Origin of the sequence: Flavobacterium sp. UW10123, assembly GCF_040538975.1 — a bacterium.
Taxonomy (GTDB): Bacteria; Bacteroidota; Bacteroidia; order Flavobacteriales; family Flavobacteriaceae; genus Flavobacterium.
The window spans coordinates 1-21,216 of the sequence record NZ_JBEWQE010000002.1 but is presented as its reverse complement, the minus strand read 5'-3'; the positions used below and the strand labels follow the sequence as shown (position 1 = coordinate 21,216).

The following is a 21,216-nucleotide window of genomic DNA, read 5'->3' as shown; positions in this document are numbered from 1 at the left end:
AATGAGTTTTAACGTTAACGAAAAAGGATATTACGGAGAATTTGGAGGAGCTTATATTCCGGAAATGTTATATCCAAATGTAGAAGAACTACGCCAGAAATATTTAAGCATAATGGATGAACCAGATTTTAAAGCAGAGTTCAATCAATTGCTTAAAGATTACGTTGGGCGCCCTAGTCCGTTGTATTTTGCAAAACGTTTATCTGAAAAATACAACACCAAAGTTTATCTAAAAAGAGAAGACTTAAACCATACCGGCGCGCACAAAGTAAACAATACAATTGGGCAAATCTTACTAGCAAAACGTTTGGGCAAAAAAAGAATTATTGCCGAAACTGGAGCTGGTCAGCATGGTGTTGCGACTGCAACAGTTTGCGCTTTAATGGGAATTGAATGTATCGTTTACATGGGCGAAATTGACATTGCACGTCAGGCACCAAACGTAGCGCGTATGAAAATGTTAGGCGCAGAAGTTCGTCCAGCACTTTCAGGTTCACGCACTTTAAAAGATGCAACAAACGAAGCAATTCGCGATTGGATCAATAATCCTGTAGACACACATTATATTATCGGATCGGCAATTGGTCCGCATCCTTATCCAGACATGGTGACTCGTTTTCAGAGTATTATTTCAGAAGAAATTAAATGGCAATTGAAAGAAAAAGAAGGACGTGAAAATCCTGATTACGTTGTGGCTTGCATTGGTGGAGGAAGTAATGCAGCAGGAACATATTATCACTTTTTACACGAACCCGAAGTTGGAATCATTGCTGTTGAAGCAGCTGGAAAAGGAGTTGATAGCGGTCACAGTGCTGCAACAAGTAAATTAGGAAAAGTTGGTGTTATCCATGGTTGCAAAACACTTTTAATGCAAACTCCTGATGGGCAGATTACAGAACCTTACTCAATTTCAGCAGGATTAGATTATCCGGGAGTTGGCCCATTGCACGCACATTTAGCGCAAAGCGGACGTGGTGAATTTTTCTCTGTAACTGATGATGATGCTATGAATGCTGGTTTGCAATTGACAAAATTAGAAGGAATTATTCCTGCAATAGAAAGCGCTCACGCTTTTGCAGTTTTGGATCAAAAGAAATTCAAGCCCACAGATGTTGTGGTCATCAGTCTTTCTGGTCGTGGTGATAAAGATTTAGATAATTACATTGATTACTTTAAATTGTAATAAAAGTATTAATTTGCACGTCTCTAATCGCAACTATTAACGAGAAAATATAATTATGGAAAAGTTATTCTCATACGGAACATTAAGATCGAAACAAGTTCAAATGCAAATTTTTAAAAAAGTACTAGTTGGAACTCCAGATCAGCTCTTAGGTTATAAACTAAAAAGTTTGCAAATCGAAGAAGAATTCGGTATGGCAGATTACGTGGTTGCAATTGCAAGTGAAAACGCGGAAGAAAATATACATGGTGTTGTCTTTAATGTTACCAGTGCAGATTTAGCAAAAGTCGATTTATTCGAATCTAATTCATATAGAAGAGTGCAGGTCAAATTAAAATCTGGAACAGTTGCTTGGGTTTATACCGAAAATAAATAATTAGAAAATGATCTTAGCAGCGGCACAGACAAAACCACAGCGAGGAAATATCTAACAAGTTTTTAAAACTTCTTAGGTAAAAAAATATATTAAAATGAACAGAATAACTCAAAAATTACAAGAAAATAAAAAGATCCTTTCGATCTATTTTTCTGCAGGTTATCCTAACTTAAATGATACTGTGCAGATTATTCAGGATTTAGAAAAAAACGGAGTTGATTTAATCGAAATCGGACTTCCTTTTAGTGATCCTTTAGCAGATGGACCAACAATTCAGGCGAGTTCTACTCAGGCGCTTCATAACGGAATGACAACTCAAATTCTTTTTGATCAGCTGAAAAACATTCGCGAAAGCGTAAAAATTCCATTGATCATTATGGGATATTTTAATCCTATGTTGCAATATGGCGTTGAAGCTTTCTGTCAAAAATGTGCTGAAATCGGGATTGACGGTTTAATTATTCCGGATCTTCCAGTGGATGTATATGCGGAGGAATACAAAGCAATTTTCGAAAAATACGGTTTGATCAATGTATTCTTGATTACACCTCAAACTTCAGACGAACGTATTCGTTTTATTGACAGCGTTTCTAACGGATTTATTTATATGGTAAGTTCTGCAAGTGTTACAGGATCTCAATCTGGTTTTGGAGATGTTCAGGAAAGCTATTTTGAAAGAATCTCTAATCTGAATTTAAAAAATCCTCAAATTGTAGGTTTCGGAATTTCGAATAAAGAAACTTTCAATCAAGCTACTAAATATGCAAAAGGTGCAATTATTGGAAGTGCTTTTATTAAACATTTAAGTGAAAGCGGAAGCGGGAAAATTTCTGAATTTGTTGGAGAGATTCGATAAATACATCTTTCATGAATAAGAAAACTAAACGGCTGATAAACTCAATTACTGCAGGATTATTTTCCACATTATTTTTCTTTCTAGCTTATATAGGTTACGAAAAAAGAAACATTGACTTATCAAAACAAGATCAATTTGAAAGTATAATAATCGATAAAGGAATCGATATTCATTATGGAAGTAAGGGACAAAAATCAGATGTATTTTTTATATCCTTAAAAAATCTAGATGAAGATTTAGGGGTTTACAGAATGTCTAAAGACTATAATGATTTACTGCAAAAAGTAAACATTGGAGACAAGGTTAAAGTCTATTATCAAGCAAATTCTAATGAAGATGAAAAGATAAATATTGATCTAATTCAACTTGAGAAAGATGGAAAGATTATAATTAATAAAAGTGAATACGAACAGAAAGAAGGCAATCTTTTATATATTGGATTAATTGCTGGTTTTTTTATTCTTTATCTCTCATATCGAGAGTACAAAAGATAATCTGAGAGCGTCAAAATTTGATAAAAGCTGAAATACCAAAGTATTTCAGCTTTTTTATTTTAACTAATTAAAGAACAAATTAACATAAATTATCGAAAACGCTTTATGTTAATATTGTGTTAAAATAAAATTAAACAAGCGTTTAAATTAAACAAGTGTTTAATTTTGCATCCGATTAGAAACAATACCATGTCACACATCGAATTGAACGATAAAAAAATTCAGATTCTTAATGTTGCAGAAAGGCTTTTTTCTGAAAAAGGATTTGAGGGTACATCGATACGGGATATCTCCAAAGAGGCCAAAATTAACATTGCCATGGTCTCTTATTATTTTGGGTCAAAAGAAAGACTTTTGGAAGCTCTTATTTTTCACAAGACCGTTGATTTAAAACTACAACTCGAAAATTTATTACAAGAAGACATAGAACCTCTTGAAAAAGTCAATAAATTAATCGAAATTTACATCAATAGAATTTGCCTTAATAAAGGGATTTACAGGGTTTTACATTTTGAACTTTATAACAAAAAGAGAGAAAAAAGCCTTCAAACTTTTACTGAACTTAAAAAAGGAAATTTAAAATCGGTTGAAAGCATTATCAAACAAGGTCAAGCCCAAGGAGTTTTTAGAAAAGATGTTAATATCCAACTTATTACACCTACGATTATCGGAACCTTTTTTCACTTTCACATGAATCGCTCTTTCTTCGAAGAATTATTTGATTTAAAAACCGAAGAAATGTTTAACAATTACATTAAAAACGATCTTACAAAGCACATTCAACAAACTATAAAAGCGCTACTTGTTTATGAAAATTAGTCAATTAATGCTCTTTGGAGTTTTCTTTATCGGAATATCTTCAATGGAAGCACAAGAAAAAACAAGTTTAACCTTGGGCGAGGCCGTGCAAATGGCTTGGGAAAAGAGTAACGAAGTTACGCTTGCCAACACTAAGGTAAACACAAAAAAATACGAATTAAAAACCGTAAAAAATAATCAATACCCTGACCTTAAAGTTTCGGGGCAATATCAGCGTCTTACAAAAGCATCGATTGATATGCCTAATCAAGGTGAAAGTGCTTCACTGGCTTCTCCAGACCGCGCAATGCTTGGAATGGCAAATTTAAGCCTTCCTATTTTTGCTGGATTTAAAATTCAAAACAGCATTGATGCCTATGAAGGAATGTACGAAGCAGAAACTGCTAATGCTGCAAAAACTAAAGAAGATGTAGCTTTAAAAGCAATTACTTATTACACAGCATTGTACAAAGCTCAAAAAACTTTAGACGTTTTAAACGAAAATCAAAAAAGCGCAAAACAACGTGTTACTGATTTTACAGAGTTGGAGAAAAACGGAATTATTCCGAGAAATGATTTATTGAAAGCGCAATTATTAGTTTCCAAAACTCAATTATCTATTGATGAAGCTACTAATAACATCAATAATATCAACTTCTATCTTACTACTTTACTGAAATTAGATCCGAATGTAAAAATTCAGGTAAATGAAGAAGATTTCTTTAATCTAAAAACAAGCAATTCTATAACATCTGATGCTGTTGCACTTGAAAGCAGAAAAGATTTAGAAGCAATAAGATTGCAAAGCAAAGCTTCTGAAGCTAATGTAAAGATTGCAAAAGCTGGATATTATCCTTCTATTTCGCTTTTAGGTGGTTATACTGCATTTGACTTAAAAGACATTGTGACTGTAAAATATGCAATGAACTTTGGAATCGGATTATCTTATGATTTATCAGGAATTCTGAAAAACAATGTTCACGTAAAAGAAGCAGAAAGCAGAGCTTTGGAAGTAAAAAATACTGAAGCAATTATGACAGATCGCATCAAAGTTGAAGTTCAAAAATCTATTGAAGATTATGACCTAGCAATTAATCAAAGTGTGGTTTATGAAGAAGCGCTTCAGCAAGCAGCAGAAAACTATAGATTAGTAAAAGATAAATTTGACAATGGTTTATCTGACACTAATGATTTGGTAGAAGCAGATGTAGAGCATTTAAATGCCAAAATTCAAACTGCTTTATCTAAAGCAACCATTATTCAAAAATATTACGAATTACTATCAGTATCAGGACAATTATCACAATCATTCAATCTTTCTAAAATATAATCGATAGCTCTCATGGAAAAGAAAAAAACAAATAAAAAATTCATCATCATACTTGCAGTTCTGATTTTAGGAGGCGGAACTTACGGAATATCTAAATACCTACATGGTCAAGCTCACGAAGAAACAGATGATGCTCAGATCGAGAAAAGAATGAATCCGATTATCCCAAGAGTTTCAGGATATATCAGCAAAGTTTATGTGAAAGATAATGATTACGTAAAAAAAGGAGATACTTTATTTACAATTGACAAGAGAGATTATCAATTAAAGATTGATGAAGCTAACGCTGCATTATTAGGAGCTGAAGGACAATTTGAAGCTGCAAAAGCAGATATTGGAAGTGCTTACGCAAGCATCTCTGTTTCTGATGCTCAAATGAGGTCTGCAACAGGTTCTATAGAAAGTGCAAAAATTAGATTGAGACAGCTTACAAACGATTATAACCGTTACAATAACTTGTACAAAACTCATACTATTACAAAACAGCAATACGAGCAGGCTTTAACGGCAAAAGAAGAAGCTGAAAATCAAGTACGTGTTTTAGAACAACAGCAAAAAGCTAGTTCTTACCAAAAATCGGTTATTCAGTCAAAATCTAAAGTTTCTGATAAACAAACTGAAGTTGCTGCTGCAAACATCAAAAAAGCAAAAACAATGTTGGATGTTGCTCACTTAAACCTTTCTTATACTGTAGTTACAGCTGCAATTGATGGTCAAGTTTCTAAAGTTGATATTCAGCCAGGACAATTGGTTCAGCCAGGACAATCTTTATTTTACATCATCAACAATAATGAAGCTTGGGTTGTAGCTAACTTCAAAGAAACACAATTGAACAAAATGGTTGTGGGTCAAAAAGTAAGCTTAAAAGTTGATGCTTATCCAAACTATGAGTTTAAAGGAACTGTATCTTCTTTCTCTCCTGCAACAGGATCTCGTTTTTCATTATTGCCTCCTGATAACGCAACAGGAAACTTCGTAAAAACAATTCAGAGATTACCAGTAAAAATTACAATAGACGAATCAAACGATCCTGAAAAAGTAAAACTTTTAAGACCAGGTATGAACGTTGACGTAGATGTACATTTGAAATAAAATAAATGGCAACAGCAATACAAGACGACGATTTAGTAGAATACGGTTTCAGACGCGTTATCATTACGATTACAGCAGTACTTTGTGCACTGCTGGAAATTGTTGATACGACGATTGTAAACGTAGCGCTGACTGACATGCGCGGAAGTCTTGGTGCTACCTTGACTGATGTGGCATGGGTAATTACAGCATACGCAATTGCGAATGTTATTGTAATTCCGATGACGAGCTGGCTATCACAGCAATTTGGAAGACGTAATTATTTTGTGGCTTCCATTATAATATTTACGGTCTGTTCTTTTTTGTGTGGTAATGCCACCAATATTTGGGAACTTGTAGCCTTCCGTTTCGTACAAGGTATGGGTGGTGGAGCATTACTAGTAACAGCCCAAACGATTATTACAGAGAGTTACCCGGTAGCAAAACGTGGAATGGCGCAAGCTATTTACGGAATGGGTGTAATTGTAGGACCAACATTAGGTCCGCCATTGGGAGGATATTTGGTAGATAATTATTCTTGGCCATATATTTTCTATATCAATATTCCGTTGGGGATTATTGCTACTATTTTGGCTTTAACTTTTGTTAGAAGCCCGAAATATGGAGAAAAATTAAAAGCAAATCAAGTTGACTGGTGGGGAATTATATTGTTGACTGCATTTATCGGTTCTTTACAGTTCGTATTAGAACACGGACAGCAAGACGACTGGTTTAATGACTCTACAATTATAACCTTGAGTGTTGTTACTGTTCTTGGATTGGTTCTCTTTATTTGGAGAGAGCTTACCTACGAATATCCAATTGTAAACCTAAGCGTTTTAAAAGACGGAAACTTAAGAATTGGAACCATAATGTGTTTTATTCTTGGATTTGGTCTTTACGGTTCAACATTAATTATCCCAATTTATACGCAGTCGATTTTAGGATGGACAGCAACTGATGCAGGATTATTATTAATTCCGGGATCTATAACCACGGCGATTATGATGCCTTTTGTGGGTAATATGATTCAGAAAGGTGTGCCTCAAGGATATATGGTTGGAGTAGGATTTTTAATTTTCTTCTTCTTTACCTTTATGATGTACAGCCGTATGACTCCTGACACGGGAGTTGAACATATGTATTGGCCTTTAATTTTAAGAGGAATTGGTTTAGGATTGCTTTTCGTTCCTATTACAACTCTTTCTCTTTCAACATTAAAAGGAAAACAAATTGGTGAAGGAGCAGCATTTACTGGAATGATGCGTCAGTTAGGCGGATCTTTTGGTATCGCAATTATTACCACTTTTATCACACGTTTCAGCCAGTCGCACCGTGTAGATTTAATTAATAACCTAGATCCAGCTAAATTTGATGTGCAGCAACGTATTGCAGGAATGCAGCACGCCTTCATGGCAAAAGGATATAGCGCTGATGTTGCTTTGAAAAAAGCATATCAAGCCATAGAATATTCAATAATGAAGCAAAGTACTGTAATGGCTTATATGGATATTTTCCTTTATCTAGGAATTATGTTTTTATGTTGCATACCGATTATTCTCTTTATTAAAAAAGGGAAGAACAAAATTAGTGCAGCCGACGCAATGCATTAATAATAATAAGTTTATAATACCGCAGAAACGCCGAATTCATCATTTAGAATTCGGCGTTTATTTTTAAATTCATTTGTAAAATAAACTTTGAGCCTTTGCAACTTTGAACCTTTGTCCCTTAAAATTTACCTTGTAAAAACCAAATGATTTCCTTTAGAAAGATTGGCATCAAACTGATATCCTTCATAATTAAACCCTTTTAAGTCATCTATAGTTTCAGCGTTGGTATCAATAATATAACGCACCATCATACCTCTAGCCTTTTTGGCAAAGAAGCTAATCATTTTTAATTTTCCGTCTTTGTAATCTTTGAAATCCGGAGTGATTACAGGAACTTTTAAAGCTTTTACATCAACAGCAGAAAAATATTCATTACTCGCTAAATTCACGAATAATTCATCTTTTTTTAATTCTTTATTTAAAGCTTTGGTTACTATTGGTTTCCAGAATTCATGAAGGTTTTTAGATTCACCAACTGGCATTTTAGTTCCCATTTCCAAACGATAAGCCTGCATTAAATCAAGCGGTTTTAAAAGACCGTAAAGGCCAGATAAAATTCTCAATTTATCCTGAAGAACATCTAATTTCTCTAACGGAATGGTATAAGCATCTAAACCTGTATACACATCACCATCGAAAGTATAAACTGCTGGGCGCGCATTTTCTGCTGTGAATGGTGTTTTCCATTCTTGATTACGTTTCCAGTTTAAATCGGCTAGCTTGTCTGAAATCGACATTAGATCTGATAATTCAGCTGGCTTTTTGGTTTTTACTACTTTATGAACCACTCTTGCTTCTTTTAAGAATGAAGGTTCTGTATATTGAGATGTTGGTAATTCTTTTTCGAAATTCAATGATTTCGCTGGAGATATAACAATTTTCATGTGTGCTTTTTTCTATGATTCAAAAATACAAATTGCATTTCTAAAAATAGATTATCATGATTGATTTGTTTTATTGTGGTATATTTTTTTCGCCACGAATTACACGAATTTCCACGAATTCTCTCTACATTTTTTTTGCCACAGATTAAAATGATTTACACAGATTATCTTAATCTATTGCTATTTTTATTCTGCCACGACCCGAGCGATAGCGAACAGGCGAAGCAATTGCACAAATTTTCACTAATTAAAAATCCTTTTAATCCTTTTAATCTGTGGCTAAAAAATAAATTCGTGAGAATTCGTGCAATTCGTGGCAACCTTTCCCATTTTTAATAAAATTCTGCACTACAAAATGTGAAATTGTTCAAAAAAGTGAGCTCTAGATTGTAATAGGCATTTTCTATGTTGTAAATTTGCATGCATTTTATTTCGATCGAAATTTGAAATGTGTTTTTTATTCAAAAATTGAATTCGTGGCGATACAAACAAACTATAAAACTGCTTTACAAAACAAAATCTTCGATATCATTTCGAAAGCTTCTCAGGAATTAAAAGTTGACTCTTATGTAATAGGAGGATTTGTTCGTGATTTGCTTTTAAATCGTGGTTCTAAAAAAGACATTGATGTAGTTGCTGTTGGAAGCGGCATAGAACTGGCACTTAAAGTTTCAGAGTTACTTCCGAACAAACCAAAAGTTCAAGTTTTTAAAACGTATGGAACTGCTATGCTTCGTTTTGAAGATACGGATATCGAATTTGTTGGCGCTCGAAAAGAATCTTATACTAGAGACAGCCGAAATCCGATTGTGGAAAACGGAACTTTACAAGATGATCAAAATCGTCGTGACTTTACGATTAACGCATTAGCTTTATCATTAAACCAAAATAATTTTGGAGATCTTTTAGATCCGTTTGATGGACTAACCGATTTAGAAAACAAAACAATCAAAACGCCTTTGGATCCAGATATTACTTATTCTGACGATCCATTGCGAATGCTTCGTGCGATTCGTTTTGCAACTCAACTGAATTTTGAAATTGAAGAAAATTCACTGAATGCTATCACCAAAAATGCTGAACGCATTAAAATTATTTCTGGCGAAAGAATCGTTGATGAGTTAAACAAAATTCTCATGACCGATAAACCTTCAACAGGATTTTTACTTTTATACAAAACAGGACTTTTAGATTTAATCTTACCCGAATTAACAGCGTTGAATCAGGTGGAAGAAATTGAAGGTCATACTCATAAAAACAATTTTTACCATACGCTTGAAGTTGTCGATAATATTTGCCCAAATACAGATGATGTTTGGCTACGCTGGTCGGCATTATTACACGATATTGGAAAAGCACCAACTAAACGTTTTACAAAAAAACAAGGTTGGACTTTTCACGGACATGAATTTTTAGGTGGAAAAATGGCTAAGAAAATCTTCGAACGTTTGCATATGCCTTTGAACCATAAAATGAAATTCGTTCAGAAAATGGTTATTATGAGTTCGCGTCCGATTGTTTTGGCTCAAGATATTGTAACTGACAGCGCAGTTCGCCGCTTGGTTTTTGATGCTGGAGAAGATGTAGAAAATTTAATGACATTATGCGAGGCAGATATCACAACCAAAAATCCATCGAAATTCAAGAAATATCATAAAAATTTTGAACTCGTACGTAAAAAGATTGTAGAAGTAGAAGAACGCGATCATGTTCGTAATTTTCAGCCACCAATTACAGGTGAAGAAATTATGGAAATGTTTGATTTAAAACCTTCACGCGAAATCGGAATTTTGAAAGAAGCAGTTAAGGAAGCCATTTTAGAAGGTATTATTCCAAATGAATATCAACCTGCTTATGATTTTGTGATTAAACGAGCTGAAAAATTAGGCTTAAAAAAAGTTGAGAAATAAGTATTATTTAATAAAATGAAAAAAGAGAATAAATCAGTAATCATTTGGTTACTATCAGGTTGTGTTTTATTATTTTTAATGGTTGTTGTAGGCGGAATCACCCGTTTAACCAATTCAGGTTTATCTATGACCGACTGGCATTTGGTAACCGACACATTTCCACCTTTAACAGATGCTAAATGGCAAGCCGCTTTTGATGAATATAAAAAGTTTCCTGAATATCAAAAAATCAATATTCACAACGATTTTCAATTAGCCGATTATAAATTCATTTATTTCTGGGAATGGTTTCACCGTTTCATCGGACGTATTATTGGTTTGGTTTTCTTTGTGCCGTTTGTTTACTTTTTAGCCAAAAAGAAACTAGATACAGACACAATCAAAAAATGCATCGTTCTTTTGGCAATGGGAGCTTTCCAAGGATTTTTAGGATGGTTTATGGTAAGAAGCGGATTAATCGATAATCCAGATGTAAGCCACTTCAGACTTTCATTACACTTGACTTTTGCATTCATTACTTTCGCATATACACTTTGGGTAGCGCTTGATTTGATTTATCCAGAACGAAATATCAACAAGATTTTACCTTTAAGAAATATTGCTCGTTATGCTTTGGTGGCTTTATTAATCCAAATCATTTACGGCGGATTTGTAGCAGGATTAAATGCTGGATTAATTCACAATCACTGGCCTTTAATGAGCGATGGAGAATTTATCCACGAATCGGTTTTTATTGAGCAGTCTTCTTTAGTAAAAAATTTAATTGAAGGAAAAAGCGGTGTTCAGTTCGTACACAGAACTTTTGCTTATGTCGTGGTAGCCATTATTCTTTTCCTTTTCTTTAAAAGCAAAAAATATACACTTACGCATACTCAAGCAAACGGAATCAAGACTTTAGTCGTTTTTGTTTTCATTCAATTTTTATTGGGAGTTTTCACTTTATTATACAGTGTTCCTTTGGCTTTAGGATTGATTCACCAAATTATGGCTTTTTTCCTTTTGAGTGCTATGACATATACATTGCATAGATTAAGCAAATAAGATTGAAATATATTAAAACATAAAAAAAAGCTGTCTCAAAAGGACAGCTTTTTTTATAAGCTTCAGAGAAGCAAAATATTTATAGCAAAAGATAAATCTCTCCAATATAAAAAGCTCCGGAGGAGCGACATATTTATTTTTTTCAGTTTCAATATATGCCGCTCCTCCGGAGCTTATTTTAATTGTTTATTGTAATTCTGTAAATATTTCACCCCGCTGGGGTTTTACTGAATTAAAATCTGCTTACTTTCTACTTTTAAAAATATAATTTTATCCCAGCCAAGCTTTAAAATCTTGTACTTTTTCTCGGCTTACAATGACCTCATCCTCTTTATAGCTTGGCAAAATAACTTTTAATCTTGAATTGGTATAAACTTGAATTTCCTTGATTGCTTTTAAAGGAACAATAAATTTTCTGCTTACGCGAAAGAAATCCTTTTTATCCAATTCCTGTTCTAAGATTTCTAAGGTCGAATCTATTAGGTAATCGCGATTGTCATAGGTATGAATATAAGTTCCTTTGTTTTCGCTGAAAAAACATTCAATTTCTTCTGTGGTAATCACTTTTAAATGCTGTCCGATTTTAACTGTAAATCTCTTTTTATACGTTTTCTCAAAAGGATTGGATAACATTTGTCGAATCTGTTCAAAATCTAATTGCCTATTTGAAGATTCTGCAGCTTTTGGAAGTCTGGATTTGAATTTTGAAACAGCAGTTTCCAAATCATCTTCGTCAATTGGTTTTAGAAGATAATCGATACTATTTAATTTAAAAGCTTTTAAAGCATACTCATCATATGCCGTTGTAAAAATAATAGCACTTTTAATATCTATTTTTTCAAAAATCTCAAAAGATAAACCATCTGACAACTGAATATCCAGAAAAATTAAATCGGGATGTGGATTATTTTCAAACCACTGAACCGATTCTTCAACGGAATGAAGCATGGTTTCTACGGTTACATCTAACTTTTCAAGTTTTCTTTGCAGCAATCTCGCCGCTGGTTTTTCGTCTTCTATAATTAATGTGATCATTTACTATAATGTGAAATTTGAAAAAAATATGAATTCAAAGTTACTCCCATTTATTTTTATTTGCAGCATCTTTTTCCATGTATTTTTGGATTTTTCTTTTCTCCCAATCTGCTCCAAAAAACCAATCAGTACCAAAAACAGATAATGCGTGCGCTAATAGACCAATTCCCCAAAAAAAAGCGGTAGAATAAGTGTGCCATTCTGTTAAACCACTTAAATCCATTACCAGTAGACCAGCAGATTTATCTCGAGTCAAACTTGATACAATGATGATAATATTTACAATAATGAAAATTTTCAAATGCGAGTAAAATCTTTTAAGCCTTTTTACTCTTCTATAAGCTGCATTGTAATTTGGATCGTCTGAATACTCTCCAAAATGATGTCTTGCATAATCTTCGTACATTTCTCTTCTAAAACGTCCCATAACTATATTTTAATTATTTCCACTTGTTTTTATTCTGTTTTTCCTTCTCCATAAACTCTTTGATTTTTCTTTCCTCCCATTCTTTGCCCATTCCTGGAAAAACTTCAAAGACCTTTAATCCGTGAAAAACGACTCCTACTCCCCACCATAACAATGGCCAGAAAAACCATAAGTATTGAGGCGATGTATATAAATTGATAAAGATTAAAATTGCATTTACTAAAATGTACGCTAGAAGATTTCCGTAAAATCCTTTAATGTTTTCAACTTTCTTTTTGGCTTGGATATATTTTTCCTCGTCACTTAAATTCCTTTCCATAATTATTCCCATTTTTGTTTTTTATATTTCTTTTCTAAAATGCTTCTTAGTTTTTGCTCTTCCCATTCTTGTCCAAAAATCTTATAAGAAGCAAACAAATCAATTGCAGAGCCTACTACAATAGCCGACCAAATAATTACAACTACCCAATTTAAATATCTAATTGGAAAAAACTGCAATGGTAAATCCGTATATTCTTTCAAAAGAAAAAGTATCATTGCAATAGCATAAACAAATAAGTGTTTGTAAAAATATTTTAACTGAATTACTTTTTTGGTCGCCAAATCTTTCAAGATGGTTTCTTCCTGATCGTTATTCAAATCTGTTTCCATGACTATTTTCTAAACGTTGCTGATTTTCTTTTTCTAGAATTTCTCTTATTTTTTTCTCTTCCCATTTCTTATTGAAGAAGGGCGGCAGACTAAAAACTTTTAATCCGTGTAAAATAATTGCAACACCCCAACCCATTACAGACCATATACACCATAAATATTCTGGACAAGTCATTAAGTTAACCACAATCGCAATTGGATTACACAAAACATAAACGGTCAAATGCTCGTAAAATCCTCTTATTTCTTTTACTTTTTTCTGAGCATCATAATAACGATCTGCTTCTGTGAAGTTTTTTTCCATTATTTCCACGTTTTTTGTTTGTTATCTTTCTCTAAAATCTCACGAATTTTTCTTTCTTCCCAATCTGAGCTGTATCCAAAAACTTTAAAAGCATGCATAGCAACTCCAAATCCCCAGCCTAGAGCCGAAAACCAAAACCATTGAAATCCTGGCGAAAATTTTAAATTAATAAAGATCAAAAACGGAATCACACAGCAATATGAAATTATATTTCCGTAAAATCCTTTTAATTCTTCTACTCTCTTTTTGGCTCTATAATAAGCTTTTGCTTCATCGGTATATTCTGCACTCATTTCCATAACCGTAATTTGTTTGGTTAAAATTGGAATCCTAACAGTGAAATTCTTTCCATCTTCCTCAACCTTCACTTTTCTATCCGTTACAATTCCGTATCTGTTTACAATATTTTGTAATCCAACGCCTTGCCTGTCCTGCAAAACCTCTTTTTTCTGAAGATCATTCTGAATGGCCAGATAATCTCGATCAATAAAAATTCTAATATGAAGCGGTTTTTGCTCACTTACCACATTATGCTTTACGGTATTCTCCAATAAAAGCTGTAAAGAAAGCGGCACCACTTTGGCTTCTGGGTTAATGTTTTCTGTTGGCAATTCGTAAAACAAACTATTTTCAAAACGCATTTTCAGCAAATTCATATAAGTTTTTGCAAATGATAATTCGTCTTCAACCGAAACCAATTCTTTGTCTTTCTGCTCTAAAACATATCTGTAAATTTTAGAAAGAGAAGTAGTAAAACGCTGTGCATTATCTGGATTTTCTTCTATTAAAGAACTAAGAACATTTAAGCTGTTAAAAAGAAAATGCGGGTCAATCTGGTTTTTTAAACTTTCGAATTTGGCATTTGCCGTACCTGCGATAATCTTTTGCTGGGTAACTTTGTTTTCCTGATAAAGTTTATAAAAATTAAGTCCGTGAAAAAACAATAGGACAATAAAGGTCATAACTGCAGATTCTATATAATTTTCTACCTTCTCATTTGCCAGAAAACCTATAATTGTCTTGTTGTCGATTATTACGCTCGTAAACAAACGCAATACAACAATGATAATCATCGACACAAAAAAAGAACTTACAAAACCTATTAATATTCTCTTTACTGAATATGGATTTTCTCTGAATACCCTATCTAAAAAATCAAAAAGAACGACGTTTACGATATACAAAACCACACTGTAAAGCATGCAGTACAAGAAATAAATAGAAAGGTTCTTGTTAAAAACTGCTGTTCCTAAAGAAGCAAACCGAATTAGAAAAGAGAACAAAAATACTATTCCTCCAACTAAGCATGCTTTTAACAAATTAGGTTTTAATATCATCATATTATATAAACTACTGAATTATTTACAAGTTTTTTGAATTTCTAATGCTCTATCCAATCCCCATTTTGGAGCATAAGGCGTAGCTGGTTTAAAAGTATTAAAAAGTTCAATAGATTTATCAACTTGTGCGCACAAAGGTTTAGTATCAACTCCTGTCCATTTTGCTCCTCCTAACTGATAATCTGCTTCACCAAAAACTGCTCTTGGATTATTTGGATCTAATGCTTTAGCTTTCGCGTAAGCTTCCATCACTTTACTAGAATATTTCATTCCGTTTGTCATTGGGTCAGCCACAACGTATCCTGTATAAATTAAAGCCTGCATTACATACAATTCTGAATTGGCTTGATCTTTTATCATTTCAAGATCTAAGGCGTCTTGTGCTTTTGTCAATAACAAATCAATTTTTGTTTTGTCTTTTTCTGTAAAAACAGCAGTTGCATTAATTAAGGCTACATAATAATTTGGCAAATAACTGTTTTTTTCTGCCGCGGCGATTCTTTCAAACAATGCAGAAGCTTCAGTATTTTTTCCTTCTTTCCAAAGTCCGAATGCTTTGTTCATTCCTTGTTCAAATTGTGTTTGAGCTGAACTTATTCCGACTACTAATAATGCTATTAATGTGATGATTTTTTTCATTTTATAAGTTATTTAATGGTTTGTTTATATGGATTAGTTATTTGTTTATTAGAATACAATTTCGACTTTTGAATCTTTAGTGACATTAAATTTAGCATCACTATACAAAGGAGGCCCCATAAATCCTTTTGCATTGTTTGAAGCCGCGTATTCTTCTATTGGCATTCCCATTGAATTTCTGTCAAGCTTTCCGTTGATGTTCTCATCATGATACGTTGAAATTGCATATTCTCCCGCAGGAAGGTTTTCAAATGTTACAACCGCTTTATTGTCTTTAATTTCCGAAGCCAAACTTTTGTAAGTTGTTTTAAGGAAAGTTCCGTCTGAATTGTATAATCCTACTTTAACAACGCCTGTATCATTTTTTAAACCTGAAACGGCAACAGTTAATTTTACATTTTGAGCAGACATTAAGCTGCAGATAAATAAGATAGTTATTGTAATAATTTTGGTCATGATTTCTTTTTTTTAGGTTCTAAGGTTCTGAGTTACTAAGGGTCTAAGTTTTTTTTGTTGATGATTAAAACTCTTTTTTTTCAAGGCTCAAAGGTTCAGAGTTACAAAGGTTCAGAGGTTTGGTTTTCTCATTACTAGTATTCAAAAAAAACTTTGAACCTTTGTCGCTTTGTTTCTTTGTTCCTTTTAATTTACACTTCAAAAGTATATCGGTTTTTAGTCTTTTAAAATTAAATGCTGCTGAGTTGTTGATTTTGGTTACTGAATTGTTTTTTTCTTGAGGTTCAAAGGTTCAGAGTTACAAAGAGACAAAGGTTTTCTTGAGATTGAGAGAAACAAAGGCTGAAAGAAGCCGGTTTATTTATATTATTTTTTTTCCATTCAAGGAAAATCTCTGAACCTTTGTCCCTTTGAACCTCTGCGCCTAAAAAACTACAAGTTTTTCAACTGATTCTCATTTTTATTCTGGCTAATCGTCCAGAAGAAACCTATGAAGAAGAATCTGTCTGCTGTTGGCACTACAGCTTGTCTTTGATACACTCCGCTTGCGTCTGGTGTTTTGGCGTAATCGTATCCAAAGATATTTTGCGTTCCTAAAACATTTGAAACAGAGAAATAAAGGATTTTTTGTGTGGTTAATAAATACGCCCAGCTAAAACTCAAACTATTGTACGATTTTGTTTTTCCGTTCATAAACTGCGTCTGATTTGGATCGTTGTACGGACGTCCTGAGCTGAAACTATTTGTTAAACTAGCCTGAGATTTCCAGTCTGTAATAAAATATTTTGCTACAACAGACAAGTTATGATTGGCAATAAAACTTGGAGTCGCCATGTTTGGAAAGTTTTTATACTGTCTTTCTGAATCGATATATGAATATGAAATCCAATATTCTAAATTTTTGTACAAATTACTGTCTCTCCAAAATAAATCCAATCCTTTTGCATAACCCGATCCGTTGTTATTGAAAACTGAATTGTATTGAATATCTCTCGTATCGTACTGCACCAAATTGCTGTAATCTTTGTAATAAGCCTCTGCTCTAAGCGTTTGTCCAGGTCTTGTGAACGTATAATTTAAAATGTAATGTCTTGCTTTTTCGCTCTCAAACTGATGGTATTTAGAAAATTTAATATAATCTACAACTGGCGTTTGAGAATAATCTCCATAAGCAAAAGAGAACTGACTATTCTTTGAAGCTTTATATCCTAATGAAGCTCTTGGTGCAATATTGTTTTCGTTTAAAAGACTATTATTCGAATATCTCAAACCAACTTTCAAAGCTAGTTTTTTAGAGAATAAAACATCTCCTTCAACATAAGATGCAAAAATGTTCGAATCATATCCATTTGTAACATCAAGAGCAATATTGTCAGCCACATTTTCATCGTATTTGGTAATGAAATAATCGCTTCCGAAAGACAATTTAAAAAAGTTTGAAAACTTCTTGCTAAACTTCAATTTAAGCTGAGCCGCGTTTTCTTGGCTGTCAATTCCTGTAATATCATATTTCAGTTTGTTTTTGCTGTAACCGTAGCTAACTCCAGAAGTTAACTGCCAACCCGTTCCGAAACTTCCTTTATAAGATGAATTCAAATAGAAGTTATTGTTGTTCATATCAGTTCGAATAGGATTTTCGAAATTGACATTTTTCTGATTCAAGTCAAATTTTTCAGAATCAAATGAAGCATATAGCTTAAATATTCCGTTTGTGAAATTGTATCTATAAACTGTTTCTCCTCCAAGTGACTGATACGGATTATTCCAATCTACATTTTGCGGAATAACTGCTTGATAAGGAGCTAAATTCACATACATCATATTTACGCTCAATGAACTTTTTTTGAATTTCTGTGTATTTCCTAAACTCAAACCAACCGTCATTAATCCGATATCTGTTTTTTCATGATCTTCTTCGTCTTGTGTATTCAAAAGCAAAACACTTGATAAAGCTTCACCATATTCTGCCGAATAACCACCCGTAGAAAATGCGATTCCGCTAAACAAAAAAGGAGAAAAACGGCTTCTAGTTGGTAAATTATTGGTTGTTGCGCCGTAAGGCTGTGCCACACGAATTCCGTCAACAAAAGTCTGCGTTTCGCTAGCTTCTCCCCCACGCACAAACAAACGTCCGTCTTCACCAACCGTTTGCGTTCCTGGCAAAGTCTGCAATGCTGCCACTATATTTCCGGCAGAACCTGCTGTGGTAACAATATCTAGAGGTTTTAAAACCGAAACTCTTGCTTTATCTCCAGATTCTAAAGTTCCCGCTGTAATGACAACAGCATCTAGAGCATTAACATTTTCTCTTAATTTTACCGTTTGATCTTTATAATTTGCAACATCAATTTCTTGTTTGTAAGTTTCAAAAAGTAAAAAGCTTACTACTAAAAATTTATTTCCAGTTTCGGTAGTTTCAAAAGAAAATGCTCCTGTTTCAGAACTTGTTGCTCCGTCGTAAGTTCCCTCAATATAAATATTTGCACCGGCCACTGGTTTTCCTTTTTGGTCAACTACTTTTCCTGAAATCGTATTTTGAGCAAAAATGAATGCTGTAAAAAATAAAAAGCTTATGGTAAAAAATAATCTGGTTTTCATGTCATCTTTGGTTTTTGATGAAGCAAATGTATTTTAACAATTCATGTTAAAAAATATATAATAACCCAATTGTAGATTTTCGAGGATGAGTTGTAAAATACTAATTTGTATCTTAGCTAACGTGTTTCTAAAAACTATTAACTATGTCAGAAAGTAAAAGAGTTTCGAATTTGTATCAATCCATTTATAATGGAAACCCATGGCTTGAAGTGACCTTAGCAGATACTTTAAAAGATGTTACTGCGGCTCAGGCTTATAAAAAAATCAATCCTAACTTAAACACGATTTGGGAAATTGTCAATCACCTAATACAATGGAGAAGAAACATACTTAAACGTGTTAAAGGAGAAATAATAACAACTCCCGATCATAATTATTTTGTGCCTATTATAGATTCATCTGAACCCGCTTGGGAACAATCACTGCAAAATCTGGCAAAATCTCAGGAATTATGGAGTGCTTGCCTGAATGATTTTAATGATGAGGATTTCGAAAAAATAGATCTAAACAATAATCATAATTTTTATGAAGATATTCACGGAATCATTCAGCATGATGTTTATCATTTAGGACAGATTGTTATTTTGAAGAAATTGCTTTAAAAATTCATAATCATGAAAAAGTCACTTTTAGTTTTTGTTTTTTTAGTAATGAGTGCAATCGGCTTTTCACAAGAATCCGAAGTTAAATATGATGAAGCTCTGGCCAAATCACTTCATGCCGACGAATACGGAATGAAGAAATATGTTTTTTGTCTTCTAAAATCTGGAACTAATAAAACAGCTACTAAAGAAGAAACCAAAAAACTTTTTGAAGGTCACATGGCCAACATCAATAAATTAGCCGAAGAAGGAAAACTGGTTGTTGCCGGCCCTTTTATGAAAAATGATAGAAACTATCGCGGTATTTATGTTTTTAACGTCGAAACCATAGAAGAAGCCAAAGCTCTTGTTGCTACCGATCCAGCAATAAAAGCTAATTTACTCGAAGCCGAATTAACGCCTTGGTATTGCACTGCAGCTTTACAGGAAACTGTAAAAATACATGACAAAATTGCCAAGACGAAAATGTAAAATATGAAAACAGAAAAAGAAAAAATGGTCTCTGGCGAATATTATAATGCCTTTGATCCAGAATTGGTAAAAGGTCGTCGCGCCGCAAAGAATCTTTTACACACTTTAAACGTAAAAGAATATCGTGTAACTAAAAAAGCAAAAGAAATTTTAAAAGAACTGATTCCAAACGCTGGAGCTGGTTTTTATATCGAACCTCCTTTTCATTGTGATTACGGATACAATATTTTTGCTGGCGAAAATGTTTATTTTAATGTGAATTGTGTGGTTTTGGATTGTGCGCCTGTAACAATCGGATCGAATGTATTTATTGCACCAAATGTTCAGATTTATACCGCTTCTCATCCGCTTGACGCTGAATTAAGAAAAACACTAGAAAATGCATATCCTGTGACAATTGGTGACGATTGTTGGATTGGCGGAAATTCGGTTATTTGTCCAGGCGTAACAATCGGAAAAGGCTGTGTTATTGGCGCTGGATCTGTCGTTACAAAAGATATTCCAGACAATTCGCTTGCTGTTGGAAATCCAGCAAAAGTTATTCGAAAATTAAATCAAGAACCTGAATCCAAAAAATAATGCTTACCCTTAACAAAGTTCACCATATTGCCATTTTATGTTCCGATTACGAAAAATCGAAATATTTCTACACTCAGATTTTAGGTTTAACTATAATTAGAGAAATCTATCGCGAAGAACGCCAATCTTATAAATTAGATTTGGCTTTAAATGGTTCTTATGTTGTGGAGTTATTTTCATTTCCAGATCCGCCACAAAGACCTTCAAGACCTGAAGCGGTTGGTTTGCGCCACTTGGCTTTTGAAGTAATTAATTTAGAAGAAACGATTGCTTTTTTAACTTCAAAAAATATAGAATCTGAACCAATAAGGATTGATGAAACAACTGAAAAACGTTTCACTTTTATTGCAGATCCTGATTTATTGCCGATTGAGTTTTATGAGCGTTAGGCTTTTTTTTGCCACAAAGGCGCTAAGACACAAAGTTCTTTATTTAAGGCAACGACTAAACAGATAGTTTGTCATTTCTGTAAAGGTTAGATATTTCGGTAACAAAATTTAACTTTAATAAATTTTGTTGCGATGAGAAATAACAGTCAGGATTCAACATTAGAGAGAA

At 33.3% G+C, this 21,216-nt stretch carries 24 protein-coding genes; 14 read left to right on the top strand and 10 right to left on the bottom strand.

Going from position 1 to position 21,216, the window contains the following annotated elements:
• Window position 1 precedes the first annotated feature (1 nt).
• The 8 genes from trpB to ABXT06_RS02425 all read left to right on the top strand — a co-directional run bounded on the left by trpB (window position 2) and on the right by ABXT06_RS02425 (window position 7,721).
• On the top strand, window positions 2–1,183 hold the full coding sequence (gene trpB, locus ABXT06_RS02460; protein ID WP_354589310.1) for a tryptophan synthase subunit beta: 1,182 nt from the start codon (window positions 2–4) through the stop codon (window positions 1,181–1,183).
• A 55-nt stretch (window positions 1,184–1,238) separates the two neighbouring features.
• Window positions 1,239–1,559, top strand: a complete 321-nt coding sequence (locus ABXT06_RS02455) for a gamma-glutamylcyclotransferase family protein (protein ID WP_354589309.1) — start codon at window positions 1,239–1,241, stop codon at window positions 1,557–1,559.
• A gap of 94 nt (window positions 1,560–1,653) precedes the next feature.
• On the top strand, window positions 1,654–2,415 hold the full coding sequence (trpA, locus tag ABXT06_RS02450; RefSeq protein WP_354589308.1) for a tryptophan synthase subunit alpha: 762 nt from the start codon (window positions 1,654–1,656) through the stop codon (window positions 2,413–2,415).
• Between the two features lie 11 nt (window positions 2,416–2,426).
• Entirely contained in the window at window positions 2,427–2,909 is a 483-nt protein-coding gene (locus tag ABXT06_RS02445; RefSeq protein WP_354589307.1) for a hypothetical protein, read from the top strand.
• A 189-nt stretch (window positions 2,910–3,098) separates the two neighbouring features.
• Window positions 3,099–3,728 (top strand): TetR/AcrR family transcriptional regulator, encoded by a 630-nt coding sequence (locus ABXT06_RS02440; protein ID WP_354589306.1) that lies wholly within the window; start codon window positions 3,099–3,101, stop codon window positions 3,726–3,728.
• Entirely contained in the window at window positions 3,718–5,037 is a 1,320-nt protein-coding gene (locus ABXT06_RS02435) for a TolC family protein (protein WP_354589305.1), read from the top strand. Before ABXT06_RS02440 ends, ABXT06_RS02435 begins: the two co-directional genes overlap by 11 nt.
• Before the next feature lie 12 nt (window positions 5,038–5,049).
• Complete coding sequence (locus tag ABXT06_RS02430; protein WP_354589304.1) at window positions 5,050–6,129, top strand: HlyD family secretion protein; 1,080 nt, start codon at window positions 5,050–5,052, stop codon at window positions 6,127–6,129.
• 5 nt (window positions 6,130–6,134) lie between these two features.
• A complete protein-coding gene (locus ABXT06_RS02425) occupies window positions 6,135–7,721 on the top strand; it encodes an MDR family MFS transporter (RefSeq protein ID WP_354589303.1) in 1,587 nt (528 codons plus the stop codon).
• 125 nt (window positions 7,722–7,846) lie between these two features.
• On the opposite strand, the gene yaaA is transcribed toward ABXT06_RS02425, so the two are convergent.
• Window positions 7,847–8,605: a peroxide stress protein YaaA gene (yaaA, locus tag ABXT06_RS02420; RefSeq protein WP_354589302.1), complete on the bottom strand. Its 759-nt coding sequence runs from the start codon at window positions 8,603–8,605 to the stop codon at window positions 7,847–7,849.
• A 476-nt stretch (window positions 8,606–9,081) separates the two neighbouring features.
• Here yaaA and ABXT06_RS02415 point away from each other — a divergent pair, with 476 nt between their 5' ends.
• Both ABXT06_RS02415 and ABXT06_RS02410 read left to right on the top strand, forming a co-directional pair.
• Window positions 9,082–10,515: a CCA tRNA nucleotidyltransferase gene (locus tag ABXT06_RS02415; protein WP_354589301.1), complete on the top strand. Its 1,434-nt coding sequence runs from the start codon at window positions 9,082–9,084 to the stop codon at window positions 10,513–10,515.
• Between the two features lie 15 nt (window positions 10,516–10,530).
• Window positions 10,531–11,556: a COX15/CtaA family protein gene (locus ABXT06_RS02410; protein ID WP_095930986.1), complete on the top strand. Its 1,026-nt coding sequence runs from the start codon at window positions 10,531–10,533 to the stop codon at window positions 11,554–11,556.
• A gap of 270 nt (window positions 11,557–11,826) precedes the next feature.
• On the opposite strand, the gene ABXT06_RS02405 is transcribed toward ABXT06_RS02410, so the two are convergent.
• The 9 genes from ABXT06_RS02405 to ABXT06_RS02365 form a co-directional block, all read right to left on the bottom strand.
• On the bottom strand, window positions 11,827–12,591 hold the full coding sequence (locus tag ABXT06_RS02405; protein ID WP_354589300.1) for a LytR/AlgR family response regulator transcription factor: 765 nt from the start codon (window positions 12,589–12,591) through the stop codon (window positions 11,827–11,829).
• Window positions 12,592–12,631: 40 nt separating this feature from the next.
• On the bottom strand, window positions 12,632–13,018 hold the full coding sequence (locus ABXT06_RS02400) for a 2TM domain-containing protein (RefSeq protein ID WP_354589299.1): 387 nt from the start codon (window positions 13,016–13,018) through the stop codon (window positions 12,632–12,634).
• Between the two features lie 13 nt (window positions 13,019–13,031).
• Window positions 13,032–13,349 carry a 2TM domain-containing protein gene (locus ABXT06_RS02395; protein ID WP_502909020.1) on the bottom strand — a complete coding sequence of 106 codons (318 nt, stop codon included), beginning with the start codon at window positions 13,347–13,349 and terminating at the stop codon, window positions 13,032–13,034.
• Window positions 13,340–13,669 carry a 2TM domain-containing protein gene (locus ABXT06_RS02390; RefSeq protein ID WP_354589298.1) on the bottom strand — a complete coding sequence of 110 codons (330 nt, stop codon included), beginning with the start codon at window positions 13,667–13,669 and terminating at the stop codon, window positions 13,340–13,342. The genes ABXT06_RS02395 and ABXT06_RS02390 overlap by 10 nt, the downstream gene beginning before the upstream one ends.
• Complete coding sequence (locus tag ABXT06_RS02385; protein WP_354589297.1) at window positions 13,650–13,973, bottom strand: 2TM domain-containing protein; 324 nt, start codon at window positions 13,971–13,973, stop codon at window positions 13,650–13,652. The genes ABXT06_RS02390 and ABXT06_RS02385 overlap by 20 nt, the downstream gene beginning before the upstream one ends.
• Window positions 13,973–15,310 carry a 2TM domain-containing protein gene (locus ABXT06_RS02380; RefSeq protein ID WP_354589632.1) on the bottom strand — a complete coding sequence of 446 codons (1,338 nt, stop codon included), beginning with the start codon at window positions 15,308–15,310 and terminating at the stop codon, window positions 13,973–13,975. The genes ABXT06_RS02385 and ABXT06_RS02380 overlap by 1 nt, the downstream gene beginning before the upstream one ends.
• Before the next feature lie 21 nt (window positions 15,311–15,331).
• Window positions 15,332–15,952 (bottom strand): hypothetical protein, encoded by a 621-nt coding sequence (locus tag ABXT06_RS02375; RefSeq protein ID WP_354589296.1) that lies wholly within the window; start codon window positions 15,950–15,952, stop codon window positions 15,332–15,334.
• Between the two features lie 48 nt (window positions 15,953–16,000).
• Window positions 16,001–16,408, bottom strand: a complete 408-nt coding sequence (locus tag ABXT06_RS02370) for a DUF2141 domain-containing protein (RefSeq protein ID WP_354589295.1) — start codon at window positions 16,406–16,408, stop codon at window positions 16,001–16,003.
• Between the two features lie 432 nt (window positions 16,409–16,840).
• On the bottom strand, window positions 16,841–19,006 hold the full coding sequence (locus tag ABXT06_RS02365) for a TonB-dependent receptor (RefSeq protein ID WP_354589294.1): 2,166 nt from the start codon (window positions 19,004–19,006) through the stop codon (window positions 16,841–16,843).
• Between the two features lie 143 nt (window positions 19,007–19,149).
• Here ABXT06_RS02365 and ABXT06_RS02360 point away from each other — a divergent pair, with 143 nt between their 5' ends.
• From ABXT06_RS02360 to gloA2, 4 genes are read left to right on the top strand one after another with little or no spacing between them, the layout of a single operon-like run.
• Window positions 19,150–19,608, top strand: a complete 459-nt coding sequence (locus ABXT06_RS02360) for a DinB family protein (RefSeq protein ID WP_111363327.1) — start codon at window positions 19,150–19,152, stop codon at window positions 19,606–19,608.
• 12 nt (window positions 19,609–19,620) lie between these two features.
• Complete coding sequence (locus ABXT06_RS02355; RefSeq protein ID WP_354589293.1) at window positions 19,621–20,079, top strand: YciI family protein; 459 nt, start codon at window positions 19,621–19,623, stop codon at window positions 20,077–20,079.
• A gap of 3 nt (window positions 20,080–20,082) precedes the next feature.
• On the top strand, window positions 20,083–20,658 hold the full coding sequence (locus tag ABXT06_RS02350; protein ID WP_354589292.1) for a sugar O-acetyltransferase: 576 nt from the start codon (window positions 20,083–20,085) through the stop codon (window positions 20,656–20,658).
• The gene (gloA2, locus tag ABXT06_RS02345; RefSeq protein WP_354589291.1) at window positions 20,658–21,047 is read left to right on the top strand and encodes an SMU1112c/YaeR family gloxylase I-like metalloprotein; all 390 of its coding nucleotides are present in this window, start codon (window positions 20,658–20,660) and stop codon (window positions 21,045–21,047) included. Before ABXT06_RS02350 ends, gloA2 begins: the two co-directional genes overlap by 1 nt.
• Window positions 21,048–21,216: the final 169 nt, after the last annotated feature.